The 14,978-nt window shown below is 68.9% G+C and carries 13 protein-coding genes and 1 rRNA gene; 7 read left to right on the top strand and 7 right to left on the bottom strand.

Features of this window, described 5'->3' with window-relative positions:
• The first annotated feature begins 380 nt into the window (after window positions 1–380).
• Window positions 381–1,415, top strand: a complete 1,035-nt coding sequence (recA, locus tag QSK18_RS16280; RefSeq protein ID WP_232814849.1) for a recombinase RecA — start codon at window positions 381–383, stop codon at window positions 1,413–1,415.
• Between the two features lie 93 nt (window positions 1,416–1,508).
• On the top strand, window positions 1,509–2,978 hold the full coding sequence (locus QSK18_RS16285; RefSeq protein ID WP_285620027.1) for a RecX family transcriptional regulator: 1,470 nt from the start codon (window positions 1,509–1,511) through the stop codon (window positions 2,976–2,978).
• Between the two features lie 63 nt (window positions 2,979–3,041).
• On the opposite strand, the gene QSK18_RS16290 is transcribed toward QSK18_RS16285, so the two are convergent.
• From QSK18_RS16290 to QSK18_RS16315, 6 genes are all read right to left on the bottom strand, one after another.
• Window positions 3,042–3,671, bottom strand: coding sequence for a PRC-barrel domain-containing protein (locus tag QSK18_RS16290; protein WP_285620028.1), 630 nt, complete (start codon window positions 3,669–3,671; stop codon window positions 3,042–3,044).
• 192 nt (window positions 3,672–3,863) lie between these two features.
• Window positions 3,864–4,361, bottom strand: coding sequence for a PRC-barrel domain-containing protein (locus QSK18_RS16295; RefSeq protein WP_285620030.1), 498 nt, complete (start codon window positions 4,359–4,361; stop codon window positions 3,864–3,866).
• A gap of 101 nt (window positions 4,362–4,462) precedes the next feature.
• Window positions 4,463–5,371: an amino acid ABC transporter permease gene (locus QSK18_RS16300; protein WP_232814845.1), complete on the bottom strand. Its 909-nt coding sequence runs from the start codon at window positions 5,369–5,371 to the stop codon at window positions 4,463–4,465.
• Window positions 5,368–6,018 carry an amino acid ABC transporter permease gene (locus QSK18_RS16305; protein ID WP_232814844.1) on the bottom strand — a complete coding sequence of 217 codons (651 nt, stop codon included), beginning with the start codon at window positions 6,016–6,018 and terminating at the stop codon, window positions 5,368–5,370. The genes QSK18_RS16300 and QSK18_RS16305 overlap by 4 nt, the downstream gene beginning before the upstream one ends.
• An 81-nt stretch (window positions 6,019–6,099) precedes the next feature.
• Window positions 6,100–7,026, bottom strand: coding sequence for a glutamate ABC transporter substrate-binding protein (locus QSK18_RS16310; protein ID WP_232814843.1), 927 nt, complete (start codon window positions 7,024–7,026; stop codon window positions 6,100–6,102).
• Window positions 7,027–7,063: 37 nt separating this feature from the next.
• Window positions 7,064–7,792, bottom strand: coding sequence for an amino acid ABC transporter ATP-binding protein (locus QSK18_RS16315; RefSeq protein WP_232814890.1), 729 nt, complete (start codon window positions 7,790–7,792; stop codon window positions 7,064–7,066).
• 217 nt (window positions 7,793–8,009) lie between these two features.
• On the opposite strand from QSK18_RS16315, the gene QSK18_RS16320 reads away from it, so the two are divergent.
• Both QSK18_RS16320 and QSK18_RS16325 read left to right on the top strand, forming a co-directional pair.
• Window positions 8,010–8,780: a response regulator transcription factor gene (locus QSK18_RS16320; RefSeq protein WP_232814842.1), complete on the top strand. Its 771-nt coding sequence runs from the start codon at window positions 8,010–8,012 to the stop codon at window positions 8,778–8,780.
• An 18-nt stretch (window positions 8,781–8,798) separates the two neighbouring features.
• Window positions 8,799–10,304 carry a sensor histidine kinase gene (locus tag QSK18_RS16325; RefSeq protein ID WP_232814841.1) on the top strand — a complete coding sequence of 502 codons (1,506 nt, stop codon included), beginning with the start codon at window positions 8,799–8,801 and terminating at the stop codon, window positions 10,302–10,304.
• On the opposite strand, the gene QSK18_RS16330 is transcribed toward QSK18_RS16325, so the two are convergent.
• The gene (locus QSK18_RS16330; RefSeq protein WP_232814840.1) at window positions 10,301–11,269 is read right to left on the bottom strand and encodes a TAXI family TRAP transporter solute-binding subunit; all 969 of its coding nucleotides are present in this window, start codon (window positions 11,267–11,269) and stop codon (window positions 10,301–10,303) included. The two genes, QSK18_RS16325 and QSK18_RS16330, sit on opposite strands and share 4 nt — an antisense overlap.
• A 222-nt stretch (window positions 11,270–11,491) precedes the next feature.
• Between QSK18_RS16330 and QSK18_RS16335 the strand changes: the two genes are divergently transcribed.
• The 3 genes from QSK18_RS16335 to QSK18_RS16345 all read left to right on the top strand — a co-directional run.
• A complete protein-coding gene (locus QSK18_RS16335; RefSeq protein WP_285620036.1) occupies window positions 11,492–12,847 on the top strand; it encodes an MFS transporter in 1,356 nt (451 codons plus the stop codon).
• A 43-nt stretch (window positions 12,848–12,890) separates the two neighbouring features.
• Window positions 12,891–14,399, top strand: a complete 1,509-nt coding sequence (miaB, locus tag QSK18_RS16340; protein WP_232814838.1) for a tRNA (N6-isopentenyl adenosine(37)-C2)-methylthiotransferase MiaB — start codon at window positions 12,891–12,893, stop codon at window positions 14,397–14,399.
• 514 nt (window positions 14,400–14,913) lie between these two features.
• A 16S ribosomal RNA gene (locus QSK18_RS16345) occupies window positions 14,914–14,978 on the top strand; the annotation flags it as partial.

Genomic DNA, 14,978 nt, shown 5'->3' on the forward strand with positions numbered 1-14,978 from the left:
GCGCAGCGTTACAAAATGACGGGCTGGGATTCGCGGCCAACGCTTTTGCAGGGCTTGCAAAATGCAGATGCGCACTCCGGTCCTACAGGTGTCGCACTGCTGGTCAGAGCGCGATTCGCTGATGCTGCGGACGGGTGCGCGAGGCGCTCGGGCCGGGCGTGTCGCTTGCTCGTCCGAACACCTGTTCGGATAGAGTCCCGGTGTTCCGGTGCTCGAGGTCAACGACGATCGCGCTCTCACCGGTACCCACGAGTGCCCGGTTGTCCACAGGGCGAATTTACTCGGCCAAGTTTGTCGGTGGTCGCGTCTAGCGTCTGTACCGACGGAAGAATCCGGCGTCCGCGATCCCGCGAAGCCGGCCGACTGTGAGGTGAACACACATGCCCGCTCCTGCGGACCGTGAAAAGGCTCTCGACGCCGCTCTTGCCCAGATCGACCGGCAGTTCGGCAAGGGCTCGGTCATGCGGCTGGGAGACGACACCCGCCCGCCGATCGAGATCATCCCGACCGGCTCCATCGCGCTCGACGTCGCGCTCGGCATCGGCGGTCTGCCGCGAGGCCGCGTCGTCGAGATCTACGGCCCGGAATCGTCGGGTAAGACCACCGTGGCGCTGCACGCCGTGGCCAGCGCTCAGCGGGCCGGCGGTATCGCCGCCTTCATCGACGCCGAGCACGCGCTCGACCCGGAGTACGCCAAGAAGCTCGGGGTCGACACCGACGCCCTGCTGGTCTCCCAGCCCGACACCGGTGAGCAGGCGCTCGAGATCGCGGACATGCTGGTCCGCTCCGGCGCGCTCGACATCATCGTCATCGACTCGGTGGCCGCCCTGGTGCCGAAGGCCGAGATCGAGGGCGAGATGGGCGACAGCCACGTCGGCCTCCAGGCCCGCCTGATGTCGCAGGCGCTGCGCAAGATCACCGGTGCGCTGAACAACTCCGGCACCACCGCGATCTTCATCAACCAGCTGCGCGAGAAGATCGGCGTGATGTTCGGGTCCCCCGAGACCACCACCGGTGGTAAGGCGCTGAAGTTCTACGCCTCGGTCCGGCTCGACGTCCGCCGCATCGAGACCCTGAAGGACGGCACCGACGCGGTCGGTAACCGCACCCGGGTCAAGGTCGTCAAGAACAAGATGAGCCCGCCGTTCAAGCAGGCCGAGTTCGACATCATCTACGGCCTGGGCATCTCACGTGAGGGTGGCCTGATCGACATGGGTGTCGAGCACTCGTTCATCCGCAAGTCCGGTGCCTGGTACACGTACGAGGGTGACCAGCTCGGCCAGGGTAAGGAGAACGCGCGCAACTTCCTGCGTGACAACCCCGACCTGGCCAACGAGCTGGAGAAGAAGATCAAGGAGAAGCTTGGTGTGGGCGCGCAGGTCAACGCCCCCGCTGAGGTCGCGGTCAGCTTCTGATCCCGGCGGCGTCCCGCCCACGGTCCCGGCCGACCTCCTCCGGTACCGGTCTGAGCCGCGGGCGGGCGCACCACTGGGAAAGGTGAAGCACGAATGACCGACGACCAGCGACGGTCCCGGGGTGTCCTGGAGGGGGGCACCCCGGGACTGGCGACTGTCCACAACCTGTTCTCCGGCCGCGCCGGTGGTGCGCGACCGGACGCCGGGCGGTCCGCGTCCGGATCCGGTTCTCGCCGCGGCGCCGAGAAAGAGGGCGCTGCGAACGAGGGCTCCAAGGGCGAGGACACCAACAAGCAAGGCGCCGAGAACGAGGGTTCGGGCGGCAGGGGCTCTGGTGGCCAGGGCTCCAGCGGCCGAGGTTCTGGCCGCTTCGGCGGCAGGGGCCGGGACTCGCGCCGGCCCGATCAAGGCACCGCCCAGAGCACCGTGGTCAGCCTCGACGGCTCCAAGCTGAATCCGCACGACCTGCGCGACATGATCGCCCAGAAAGAGGCCGAGTGGCAGCGGGCCGGCCAACCCGGCCCAGATGACCAGTCTGCCCGCGGCAACCAGGCTGCTGACCAGGCCGGCCGGTCCGCCCGCTCGGGCCGAAGCGCTCCCGCCTGCGAGCCGCTCGAGCTCGATGCCGAAGGCACGCCGCAGGGCGCTCCGTCCGACGAGCTGGCCCAGCCCGCCTGGACCCTGCCGGGCTGGGGTGCTGATCCCGCTGCGGAGCCGACTTCAACCCGGGGGCAGCAGCCGCGAGCGCGTGAGCCTCGGCGTACCAGCAAGCTCGACCGCCGCCCCCGCCGCGATGACGAAACCCCAGGCGGCCCCGGCCAAGAGAACTTCTTCGGCGAACCGCCCGAGAACGACTCGCCCCGAGGCCGAAGTGGGGGAGGCCGACGCAATGGTCTCAGCCGAAAGCGCCAGGCCACCGGCGGTAGCCAGTTGGGCCGCCGCAACACCGGCAACGGATACGCCAGCAACGAATACACGGGTAACGAGGGCCCGGGTGGCCAGAGGCTGGGCAATGAAGGCTCGGACAGTGCCGAAGCCTCCCCAGCACGCCGCCGCCCGCCTGTCGCCCCCGAGCTCGAAGCCCGCGAAATCCTGCTCAAGCAGCTCTCGGCCGGCGACCGCACCCGCGCCCAGCTGGCCAAAGTGCTTGCCGAGAAAGAGATTCCGGACGACGTGGCGGCTGCCGTGCTCGACCGGTTCGAAGAGGTCGACCTGGTCGACGACGCCGCCTTCTCCCGGCAGTACGTCGAGAACCGGCACACCGGAAAGGGTCTGGCCAAGCGGGCCTTGGCCTACGAGCTGCGGCAGAAGGGGGTGGCCGACGAAACGGCCCGCGAGGCCCTGGATTCGCTCAGCTCCGAAGATGAGCTGGCAACGGCCCGGCAGCTGGTGCGCAAGAAGGCGGGCAGCATGACCAAGGACGATCCGGAACGCCGACTGCGACGGCTGGCCGGGATGCTGGCCCGTAAGGGCTACAGCTCGGGCATCGCCTACCAGGCGATCCGAGAAGAGCTGGCCGAACTGGACGCGGAAGGCATGTTCGGTCACCCCGACTTCGACTAGCCGCCGGCAAAGCCAACCTGTTCGTGACCAGGCCGAAGCCCAGTCACGAACCGGAGCGATGCATCAGGGAGCAGGATTTCCCGTTCCCTGCAGCGTGACGTCGTGCGGCTCCCCGGGCCCCGACGAGCCAGTGCCGAAGGCGGGCTCGTGGTGCCGTCCGGTGAACGGGGCCGTACTCTCCCCGCCTTCGCCGACGGCGGCTGTAGGCGGCTCGCCCTCGCTCGCGGTGGTGATCCGGCTCTGCCCGTCGAAGGTGTGGAAGAACTCGTGCAGCCGGGCCACCTGGGCGTTCGACAGGGTGCCGTCCTGGGGCTCGATGTGCGGCTGGTTCAGCAGCACGTCCCGGGAGAAAGTCAGCGACAGCCGGTCCTCCGCCGTCCTGAGCGCCCCAGCGGGCACGAACCGCAGCTCGGCTCCGGTCCTGGATGCACCCAAGGTGTCGGACGTGACCCGCTCGTCGCTCATGTCCGTCACGTCGGTCCTGCCGTCCGAGGCGATCGCGTCGCTCGTGCCCCGCTCCTCCTGCTGGGCATCGGCTCCGACCAGCGAAGCCGGCACGGCGATGGAGACCCATTCCAGGCTCCGGTCGGCATCGTTGAAATAGACGCCGCTGACCTCGCCCAGACTTTCGCCGCCGGAGTCGTGCAGCGTACGTCCGACCAGGTCACGCGCTTCGTGGGGCTTCAGATCCACCTTCTCCTCCTCTGCCTGGCGCAGACCTGCGCCCTGCGCCGTTCCGAGAAGGCAAGTCTCACGCGATCGCCCGCGCCCACCATTCGAGAGCCCCACACGCCCCGACCACGCGCACACCCAGGGGCTCCACGCGCATCGGCGCGCCCGAGAAACAGCGGCGCGCCGACCGTCCTGAATTGGAAACCCAGCCCCCTACGGAGCCGAGTTACCCGTGCCCTGCAACGTCACGTCGTGCGGCTCGTTCGGGCCCGCGATCCCGGTACCGAAGGCGGTCTCGTGCGCACGGCCCTTGAACGACTGGCGCGGGTCCGGGATGTGACTGATGTCGGCGAACTTCGGGGCACCCTCGTGAGCCGAGGCGAAATGCTGGCCCGAGAACGTCCCAAAAAACTCGTGCAGCCGGGCCACCTGGGCGCTGGACAGCGCGCCGTCGCGGGGTTTGATCCGCGGCATGGAGCGGATCACGTCACGGGGGAGCGGGATCGAGACCCCCTCGCCGGTGGGCACGATCTGCGTGGCCGGGACGAAAGCGTCCCGTTCTGCGAAGAAATCGGTGTGGAACGACACCCAGGCCGGTTCGCCGGTGTCGTCGCTGAAGTAGACCGCGTCGACCTCACCGACCATCTCGTGGTCGGCGTCGAAAACTGCACGGCCGACGTACTTCCGGACTTGTTCACCGGTCAGAGTCATGGCTCCTCCTGCGGGCCGCGCCCATGCGAAAGGCGCCGGTGCGAGGAGACAAGTCTCCCGCGCAACGGCGCCTTCGGCATTCGGGCGATCACCCGATCGTCCTAGAGCGTGCTGTTACCAGCACTTCCCGGGTCGATGTGTACCGCATTGATCCCCCGGCCCGCCGAGCGCCGGGACATCCGCCGCTCCACGTACACCGCCAGCTGGGACAGTGCGAAGTTGATCAGCACGAAGATGCCACCGACGATCAGCAGGGTCTGCAGCGGGTTGTTCAGGTTCAGGTAGATGAACTGGCCCTGCTTGAGCAGTTCCGGGTACTGCCCGATGAAGGCGATCAGCGAGGTGTCCTTGAGCACCACGACCATCTGGCTGATGATCGCCGGCAGCATGGTCCGGAACGCCTGCGGCAGCTGGATCATCTGCATGGTCTGCAACGGCGTCAGGCCGATCACCAGACCGGCCTCCCGCTGGCCCTTGGGCAGCGAGTTCACCCCGGCCCGGAGGATCTCGGCGAAGATCACCGAGTTGTAGGCGACCAGACCGGTCACCATCCACCAGAACGCGTCCGAACCCGGCAGCGGCTCGTAGTTGACCCCCAGGTCCGGCAGCAGCTGGTAGGCCATGTACATCAGCACGATGACCGGCAGGCCACGCAGGATCTCGATGACCGTGACCACCGGCAGCCGGGAGCGGCGGCCCAGCATGATCCGGCTCACGCCGAAGACGATGCCGATGACCAGCGACAGCACGATCGCCACGCCGGCCCCGGCCAGGGTGTTCTTCAGGCCGTCCCAGATCAGGTCCCAGACGGCCTTGAAGTCGTCGTTCGACGGGTCGACCAGGGGTGCCCAGCGCTCCTGCTCGAACTGCCCCTTCTCGTCGAGCCGGGCGTAGACCAGGTACAGCACACCGATCAGGGCCAGCCCGACCACCGCGCTGCCGATCAGGGCGTTGCGTTTCGCCCGGGGACCGGGGGCGTCGTACAGGACGGAGAGGTTGGACGTGCTCACCGCAGGATCACCGCCTTGCGCTCGAAGTATCCCAGCAGCAGGCCGGCGGGGATCGTGATCAGCAGGAAGAAGAAGCCGATGCCCAGGTAGACCGGCGTCGGGTCCTCGCCCCGGGAGCTGGTCAGCAGGATCGCGTTGCCCAGCAGGTCACCGCTGACCCCGAAAGCGCCCAGGATGGCCGAGTTCTTGAACATCGCGATGATCACGCTGCCGACCGGCGGGATCGCGGTGCGGAACGCCTGCGGCAGGATCACCGAGCCGAGGTTCTGACTGAACGTCAGCCCGATCGCCCGGGCCGCCTCGGCCTGGCCGGCCGGGATCGCGTTGATGCCCGAACGCAGGGCCTCGCAGACGAACGCCGCGGTGTAGATGATCAGCGATGCGCAGCCGAAGACGTAGAACGACTGGTTGATCCCGATCTCCGGCAGGCCGAAGGCGATGAAGAACAGCACCACGGTCAGCGGGCAGTTGCGGATCACGTTCACGTAGAACGTGCCGACCGCGCGCAGCGGGGCCACGGGGGAGACCCGGAACGCGGCGACGATGGTTCCCAGGACCAGCGCCCCGACCATGCAGATCAGGCAGATTCCGAGCGTTTTCAGGAATCCCTGGAAGAAGAGGTCGAGGTTGTCGGTGATGACGTTCATGACCAGTGACTCCAGTCAGTTCGGGGACGTCGTGGAGCCGGCACCGGGGCGGGGAGCCCCGGTGCCGGACTCACCAGGAGCTCAGGCGCAGGCGTCGGCCGTGGGCAGGGTCGGGACCTCGGAACCCTCGACCTTGCCGGCGGTGGAGGTCCAGGCCTTCTCGTACGAGCCGTCCTCGGACGCCTTCTTCAGCGTGTCCACGATGTAGTTGCAGAACTCCACATCGCCCTTCTTGACGCCGATGCCGTACGGCTCCTCGGTGAACGTGTCACCGACCACCTTGAACGCGCCGTCGGAGTCGCCGACCAGGCCCAGCAGAATGACGTTGTCGGTGGTCACCGCGTCGACCTGGTTGTTGCGCAGGGCGTCGGCGCACTTGCTGTACACGTCGAACGTGACCAGCTGGCCGGGGCTGGCCAGGTACTCGCCGATGTTGTCGGCCGGGGTGGAGCCGGCGACCGAGCAGACCTTCAGCTTGGAGTCGGCCTTGAACGCGTCCGGGCCGGTGATCGCGGTGTCGTCGCTGCGGACCATGATCTGCTGACCGGCCACGTAGTACGGCCCGGCGAAGGTGATCCGCTCCTTGCGCTCGTCGTTGATCGTGTAGGTGGCCGCGACCAGGCTCACGTCGCCGTCCTCGATCACCGTCTCGCGCACCGCGGAGGGGGTCTCGACCCAGGTGATGTCGTCGCCCTCGATGCCCAGGCCACCGGCGATGATCTTGCCGATCTCGACGTCGAAGCCCTCCGGGTCGCCGGACAGGCCCTTGAGGCCGAAGCCGGGCTGGTCGAACTTGGTGCCGATGGTGATCTTCCCGGCCTCCTGGAGGGTGGCCATGGTGGTGCCGGCCTCGAAGGTGGCGTCGTCGTTGACCTCGGCCGAGCCGGTGTCGCTGTCGTCGGAGTCGCTGTCACCGCAGGCGGTGAGGGCCAGGACACCGGCCGCGACGACGGCCGCGACCTTGACGGTGCGGCGGGCGCGCGGGGTACGCAGGATGCTGGTCTTCATCGGGTGCGCCAATCTCTTGGTAAGTGGTGAAACCGGTTCAGTGAGTAAGGATCTTGGAGAGGAAGTCGCGCGCCCGGTCGCTGCTCGGGCTGGTGAAGAACGTGCTGGGCGGCGCTTCTTCGACGATCTGACCGTCGGCCATGAAGACCACCCGGTCGGCGGCGCGGCGGGCGAAGCCCATCTCGTGCGTCACCACGACCATCGTCATGCCCTCCTTGGCCAGCGAGGTCATCACGTCGAGCACCTCGTTGATCATCTCCGGGTCGAGCGCGGAGGTGGGCTCGTCGAACAGCATGACCTTGGGCTTCATCGCCAGGGCCCGGGCGATCGCCACCCGCTGCTGCTGACCGCCGGAGAGCTGGGCCGGGTACTTGTCCTTCTGGGTGGCCACCCCGACCCGCTCGAGCAGGGCCAGCGCCTGCTTCTCGGCCTCGGCGCGCTTCTCCTTGCGGACCTTGATCGGGCCGAGGGTGACGTTCTCGAGCACGGTCTTGTGGGCGAACAGGTTGAACGACTGGAACACCATCCCGACGTCCGACCGCAGGGTGGCCAGGGCCTTGCCCTCGGCCGGCAGCGGCTTTCCGTCCAGCGTGATCGTTCCCGCGTCGATCGTCTCGAGCCGGTTGATCGTCCGGCACAGGGTGGACTTTCCGGACCCGGAGGGCCCGATCACCACGACGACCTCCCCGGTGCTCACGGTGAGGTTGATGTCACGGAGCACGTGCAGAGAGCCGAAATGCTTGTTGACGCCGGTCAGGGTGACCAGGGCCGTCCGCTCGCCGGACCCGTTGACACCGTTTGATGTCATTGAATCGTCGCCCGGTGCAACGTTTTCCGCCGTCATGGCTGATTCCTCCTCCGGCATGGTGTGTCTGGAAGGTAGAAAGAACCTAGCGGCCGGTGAAGGTGAATTGAGGATCTTCTGAGGTCACGGGCTGGTTACGTGACTTCCCCGAAACACCGTGACCGGCGAAGGTAGGGGGATGCGTGTACTGCTCGTGGAAGACGACGCCCGGCTCGGGGCCGCGCTGTCGGACGTGCTGCGGGTGCACGGCATGGAGGTCGAGCACGTGACCACCGCCCGGATGGCGCTGGCCCGCCTCACCCCGCAGACCGAGGCCGTGGTGCTCGACCTGGGCCTGCCCGACCGGGACGGCTTCGAGGTCTGCAGCCGGATCCGGCGCACCCACGACGTCCCGATCCTGATCGCCACCGCCCGCTCCGACCTCACCGCGCGGGTGCACGGGCTGAACCTGGGCGCCGACGACTACCTGGTCAAGCCCTACGACGTGCGCGAACTGCTGGCCCGCCTGCACGCGGTGAGCCGCCGGCACCGGCGCGAGCTGGTGGGTGCGGGCGCCGGCGGCGCGGTCACCGATGCGTTCGAAGAGAGCGAACTGGGGACGTCGGTGGGCCCCGACGGCGATCCCGTCACCGAACCGGCACCACTGTCTCCGGACGAGGTGGTGATCGACGTCAGCAGCCGCACAGTGGTCAAGGGTGGGCGGTCGATCGCCCTCACCCGCAAAGAGTTCGACCTGCTCGCCCTGCTGGCCCGGCATCCCGGGGTGGTGTTCCGGCGCGAGCAGATCATCAGCGAGGTCTGGCAGTCGACCTGGGACGGCTGCGGGCGCACGCTCGAGGTGCACGTGGCCGCGGTGCGTTCCAAGACCGGGTCGCCGGGTCTGATCGAGACGGTGCGTGGGGTGGGCTACCGGCTGGCGATCGGCGCGGCGAGCTCGACCTGGTCCTGATCAACCGATGAGGAGTCGATGAGGACACGTCTGTCCGCCCTCCTGCTCGTGCTGATCGGCGTGGTCCTGGTCAGCCTGGGCATCCCGCTGATCTCCGGGATGGCCGCGGACGAGGCCCGTACCCTGCACACCGACCGGATGGCCGACCTGTCGCTGTTCGTCAGCCGGGCCCCCTTCGGCGAGGAGCCGGGCGCCGCCGAGGTGATGGCGCTGGAACGCGACCTGGAGCGTTACGAGGAGCTCTACGGCATCTCGGTGACGGTCTACGACGCTGCGCGCCACCCCCGGTACAGCAATGCCGACTCGGCAGCACTGTCGGTGGCGGAGGACGCGGCGCTCGACACCGCGCTGTCCGGGCGCCTCACCGAGGTGTGGGACCACATCCAGCCGTGGGACTCCGAGCCGCTGGTGGCGGCCCAGCCGGTGGTGCGCGACGGGGACGTCGTGGGTGCAGTGGTCAGCGTGTCGCCGGTGGAGAAGGCGGCCAACCGGGTGCTCGCCCGCTGGTCGATCCTGCTGGCGGCCGAGCTGGTGGCCATGATCGGCGCGATCGCCCTGGTCGACCGGCTGGCCCGCTGGCTGCTGCGGCCGGTGGCCCGGCTCGACGAGGCCGCGCACCAGATCTCCGCCGGCGACCTGTCGGCCCGCGTGCCCACCGGGTCCGGGCCGCCGGAGCTGCGCCGCCTGGAGGCCTCGTTCAACGACATGGCGGTGCACGTGCAGGACGCCGTGGAGGCCCAGCGGGCCTTCGTCGCCGACGCCAGCCACCAGCTCCGCAACCCGCTCGCCGCCCTGCTGATGCGGCTGGAGGGGCTGGCGATGACGTCCGGCCTGCCCGGCGTGTCCAAGGCCCGGCAGACCGAGCTGATGGAACAGGCCCTCGCCGACGGCCGGCACCTGGCCGGCACCCTCGACCGGATGCTCGCCCTGGCCAAGGTGGAGAACGCTGGTGCGCCCGCGGTAGCTCTGGACGTCGCTGCAGTGGTGGACGAGCGGCTGGCCTTCTGGATGGTGGTGGCCGACCGCAGAGGGGTGCACATCGTTCGCCGGGGAGCGGTCGAAGCACAGGGGCTGCACGACGCCGGGGCACTGGCCGGAGCCCTCGACGCAGTGCTGGACAACGCCCTGAAGTACTCGCCCGAGGGCGGGACGGTCACCGTCGAGGTGCGCTCAGTGCCTGGTGCCGCGGCCGGACCCGGCCCGCGGGATGTGGTGCCGATCGGCGGACCGAGTTCGGCGCCGATGCTGGCTCTCGCCCACGCCGTTGAGGTGTCCGGACCGGATCAGCCTCCCCGCGGCGGCGCCGAGGTGACGGTGACCGACGACGGCCCAGGAGTCTCGGCCCAGGACCTGCCCCGCATCGCAGACCGGTTCTGGCGCGCCGAGGGCGCTGAGCAGGAGGGCACCGGCCTGGGCATGTCGATCGCCAAGACACTGATGGAGCGGCACGACGGCTCGCTGGAGGCGACGACCGGTGAGGCCGGGGGCCTGAGCGTGCGGCTCGTGATCCCGCCCGCAAGCTAGAGCTTCTGCCGGCGGTAGTAGGCGACCGCGGCCGGGTGCAGTTCCAGCCCTCCGGTCAGGATCGCTGAGCGGCGGTCGGTCTGATTGGCGGCGGGGGCGGCCTCGGCAATGGCCGCGCGCCGATCGAAGATCGTGGTGAGCACCGCCGTCACCAGGTCACCTTCGGCGTCTTCCCGGGCGACCAGCAGGTTGGCCAGAGCCAGGGTGTCCACCTGTTCAGGAATGCCGTAGTAGCCGGACGGAATCGCGGCCGGGCGGTAGACCGCCCCGTACGCGGCGCGCATGCGCTTGGGTAGGTCACCGAGCCCGAGCAGCCGCAGCGGCATGCGCTCGGAGGCGTTCTCGACCGCGGCCGTGGTCACGCCGCCGGACCAGAAGACCGCGTCCACCTCGTCGTTCTCCAGGGCCACGAGCCCGTCGACGATGCCCAGTTCCTTGGTCTCGACCGAGATACCGGCCAGCTTCAGCAGGCGCCGGGCGATCAGCGCGGTACCGGAGCCCGGGTCGCCGACCGCCACCCGCAGCCCGGCCAGGTCTTCCAGCGACTTCAGCCCGGAGCCGTCCGGCACCACCACGTGGTAGTAGTCGTCGTAGATCCGCGCCAGCGCTCGCAGCGGCACGTCCCGGCTCTCGTCGTCCGCCGCACCCCGCCCGTTCCGGCTCTCCGCCGCGTCGTTGGCGCTCACGGCCAGATCGGCCGTACCCGCCGAGAGCCGGGCCAGGTTCTCGATGCTCCCAGAAGAGGGCAGCACCTCGACGGTCAGCGAAGGGTGCGCGTTCTCCAGCTCCCGGGCCAGCGCGGTGGCCCAGGCGTAGTAGACCCCGGCAGTGGTGCCGGCCGTGATCACGATGCGTCCCGGACCGGGTTCTTCGCCGAGCGAGTCGTCGGCCGTGGCCGTCCCGGTGGAACACCCCATGGGCAGCAGCAGGAGCACCGTGAGCACGAGTGTCCTGGTGAACCGCATCGGCCCACCATGCCTGATCGTCCCGGATCGGCCCAGCCGGCAACCCCCAGGAAACAATCCAGTGGGACGAACGGCGCCGTTCGTCGCCCTGCGTCGCGAGGTGGATACTGGATTCGCACCTGAGTGCAGGATCAGGAATGTAGAGCCGGACCGAAGACGCTGCGGACGGGCGGGCCACGACCCCGCCGCCACCCCCGAAACCGCAGAGAGAAGCGTCTTCAAGTGAGTACCGGCATCGCCCCGACCTCGGCGACCCGAACCGACCGACCCACGCACCCCCGTCCCTCCACCCGGGCCTGGCTCGTCTGGTCGTTCGGCGTCCTGGCCTACATCCTCGCCATCGTCAGCCGCTCGTCGCTCTCGGCGGTCGCCGCCGAGACCTCCGACCGCTTCGGCGTCACCGCCGCCACCCTCTCCACCTTCGCCGTGCTGCAGCTCGGCGTGTACGGCGCGATGCAGATCCCGGTCGGGCTGATCCTCGACCGGATCGGGCCGCGCCGGGTGCTCACCGTCGGCCTGCTGGTGATGGCCCTGGGCCAGGGACTGCTCGCGGTGACCGAGTCGGTGCCGGGCGCCTTCGCCGCCCGCTTCCTGGTCGGCGCGGGCGACGCGACCATCTTCGTCTCGGTGGTCCGCCTGATCATCGCCTGGTTCCCACCCCGCCAGGCGCCCCTGCTCACCCAGGTCACCGGTCTGATCGCGCAGTTCGGCCAGATCGTCAGCGTGATCCCGCTGCTGGCCCTGGTGCACAGCCGCGGCTGGACGTTCGCCTTCCTCGGCCTGGCCCTGGTGCTGCTGCTGGTGGCGATCGCGGTGGGGGCCAGCGTGCGCGACCATCCGCCCCACCACGAGGCGCCGGTCCTGCCCGCCGGACCGAGAGTGGTGCAGCGGGTGCGGGAGGTCTGGTCCAACCCGGGAACCCGGCTCGGCTTCTGGGCGCACTTCGTCACGCCGCACGGGGGCAACGTGATCGCCCTGCTGTGGGGCTTCCCCTACCTGACGGCCGGCGAGGGGCTCCCCATCGGCCAGGCCCAGGCGCTGTTGTCGATCCAGGTCGTGGCGGGCGCCGTGTTCGGTCTGCTGATCGGCAGGTTCGCCGGCCGGCACCCGCTGCGCCGGTCCTGGGCCGTGCTCGCCGTGGTCGGCATCCAGGCGGTCGCCCTGGCCGTGGTGGTGGCCAATCCGGGGCCCGCACCGGTCTGGCAGCTCCTGATCCTGGTGATGTGTTTCGCTGCGGGCGGGCCGGGCTCCCTGGTCGGCCTCGACTTCGCCCGTACCTCCAACCCGCCGCACCTGACCAGCAGCGCCACCGGCATGGCGAACAGCGCCGGTTTCCTGGCCTCGCTGCTGGCCCTGCTGATGATCGGGGCGCTGCTCGACGTGCAGAACGCGGGTACGCCCGACACCTACAGCCTGGAGGGATTCCGGATCGCCTTCTGCAGCCTCTACCTGCTGTGGCTGGTCGGGGTGGTCGGTGTCCTGCACAACCGGCGGCGGCTGCGCCGGGTGATGGCCGAGAACGGGGTGCACGTGCCGCCGCTGCGCGAGGTCGTCAACCGTTACCAGCGGCGTAGGTGACCGGTCCTCGGTCGCCGGGCCGGCGTCGTACAGTTGAGCTGCTATGACGATCGAGGACACTGCGCCCGTGCGCACCTACGAGGTGCGCACCTTCGGCTGCCAGATGAATGTGCACGACTCCGAGCGCCTGTCCGGCCTGCTGGACGCGGCCGGCTACGCGCCCGCCGCGCCCGGGGGAGAGGCCGCCGACCTGGTCGTCTTCAACACCTGTGCGGTCCGCGAGAACGCCGACAACAAGCTCTACGGCAACCTCGGTCAGCTGGCCCCGGTCAAGGCCGGGCGCCCGGACATGCAGATCGCGGTGGGTGGCTGCCTGGCCCAGAAGGACCGGGACACGATCGTCCAGAAGGCGCCCTGGGTCGACGTCGTCTTCGGCACGCACAACATCGGCTCGCTGCCGGTGCTGCTCGAGCGCGCCCGGCACAACGCCGAGGCCCAGGTCGAGATCCTGGAGTCGCTCGAGGTCTTCCCCTCCACACTGCCCACCCGGCGTGACTCGGCCGCCGCGGCCTGGGTCTCGATCAGCGTGGGATGCAACAACACCTGCACGTTCTGCATCGTGCCCTCCCTACGGGGCAAGGAGCGCGACCGCCGGCCGGGCGAGATCCTGGCCGAGGTCGAGGCGCTGGTCGCCGAGGGCGTGGTCGAGGTGACGCTGCTCGGGCAGAACGTGAACACCTACGGCGTCGAGTTCGGCGACAAGGGGGCGTTCGCCGCGCTGCTGCGGGCCGTCGGCTCGATCGAGGGCCTGGAGCGGGTGCGCTTCACCAGCCCGCACCCGGCGGCCTTCACCGACGACGTGATCGACGCGATGGCCGAGACCCCCAATGTGATGCCGCAGCTGCACATGCCGCTGCAGTCCGGGTCCGACCGGATGCTGAAGGAGATGCGCCGCTCCTACCGGTCGAAGAAGTTCCTGGGCATCCTCGAGAAGGTGCGCGAGCAGATCCCGCACGCCGCGATCTCGACCGACATCATCGTCGGCTTCCCGGGGGAGACCGAGGAGGACTTCCAGGGCACGCTCGACGTGGTGGCCCAGGCCCGCTTCGCCCAGGCCTTCACCTTCCAGTACTCGCAGCGGCCGGGTACTCCGGCTGCCACGCTGCCCGACCAGCTGCCGAAGCAGGTGGTGCAGGAGCGGTACGTGCGCCTGCTGGAGCTGCAGGAAGAGATCAGCTGGCAGGAGAACCGCAAGCTGGAGGGCGAGGTCCTCGAGCTGCTGGTCACCGAGAGCAAGGGGCGTAAGGACGGGGCGACGACGCGCCTTTCCGGGCGCGCACCCGACAACCGTCTTGTGCACTTCTCGGTCCCGGACGGGGCGGCCACGCCTCGGCCGGGTGACTTCGCCACGGTGCGCATCTCCTACGGGGCGCCGCACCACCTGGTGGCCGACGACTCGGGGAGTGCCTACGCGGTGCGGCGCAGCCGGGCGGGTGACGCCTGGGAACGCCGGCAGATCGACGCCTGTGGTCCGGCTCCCGCTCCTGCGGGTGGTGCCGGCACCGGGCCGACGCCGGTCTCGCTCGGCGTCCCGGTGCTCCGCCGGGGCTGATCTGCCTGCGGTGTGGTCACTTTGGGCCTCATCGGCGTCGTGATGTCACGTCGATTTGACCTGCCTGTGGGCCATCCGTAAAGTTCTACGTGTTGGAGCGAGGGAGACACGGACGCGAAAGCGGCCGGTCCCGGCTCAACTTCCCTGGAACACCTTCCGAGGACTAACCCACGCCGGGTTGGGCCTGAAGTGCTCGATCAGGGAACACCGGATGAACGAAGCAGTGAAAATCTTCTGGTAAGGTTTACACCGCTCGGTCAGCCGGGTAAGTTAGAGAGGTTGCCCCGGAAGCCACCGAGAAGTGGGGGATGGTGAGCGTCCGCTCCTTGAGAACTCAACAGTGCATCTGAACAACCGATGCCAAATCGGCCAGAAGATTTTCTGGTCACTTGGCTGATGGTCTCTGGTTCGTCAGGTTTCTCCGACCCCCGTCGGGTGCCTGGGTAAACGGACCGGAGTTATTGGTCAGGAATCAATTGCAACACACTTCGCTAAAAGTCTTCCTAGAAGATTATTTACGGAGAGTTTGATCCTGGCTCAGGACGAACGCTGGCGGCGTGCTTAACACATGCAAGTCGA

It is taken from the genome of Kineosporia sp. NBRC 101677 (assembly GCF_030269265.1).
Lineage (GTDB): Bacteria > Actinomycetota > Actinomycetes > Actinomycetales > Kineosporiaceae > Kineosporia > Kineosporia rhizophila.

Excerpts from the sequence above, each read along its gene's own strand:
- miaB (WP_232814838.1), top strand. The coding sequence starts at position 12,891 with ATGACGATCGAGGACACTGCGCCCGTGCGCACCTACGAGGTGCGCACC.
- QSK18_RS16310 (WP_232814843.1), bottom strand. The coding sequence starts at position 7,026 with ATGAAGACCAGCATCCTGCGTACCCCGCGCGCCCGCCGCACCGTCAAG.
- QSK18_RS16330 (WP_232814840.1), bottom strand. The coding sequence starts at position 11,269 with ATGCGGTTCACCAGGACACTCGTGCTCACGGTGCTCCTGCTGCTGCCC.
- QSK18_RS16295 (WP_285620030.1), bottom strand. The coding sequence starts at position 4,361 with ATGACTCTGACCGGTGAACAAGTCCGGAAGTACGTCGGCCGTGCAGTT.
- QSK18_RS16305 (WP_232814844.1), bottom strand. The coding sequence starts at position 6,018 with ATGAACGTCATCACCGACAACCTCGACCTCTTCTTCCAGGGATTCCTG.
- QSK18_RS16325 (WP_232814841.1), top strand. The coding sequence starts at position 8,799 with ATGAGGACACGTCTGTCCGCCCTCCTGCTCGTGCTGATCGGCGTGGTC.
- recA (WP_232814849.1), top strand. The coding sequence starts at position 381 with ATGCCCGCTCCTGCGGACCGTGAAAAGGCTCTCGACGCCGCTCTTGCC.
- QSK18_RS16320 (WP_232814842.1), top strand. The coding sequence starts at position 8,010 with ATGCGTGTACTGCTCGTGGAAGACGACGCCCGGCTCGGGGCCGCGCTG.
- QSK18_RS16285 (WP_285620027.1), top strand. The coding sequence starts at position 1,509 with ATGACCGACGACCAGCGACGGTCCCGGGGTGTCCTGGAGGGGGGCACC.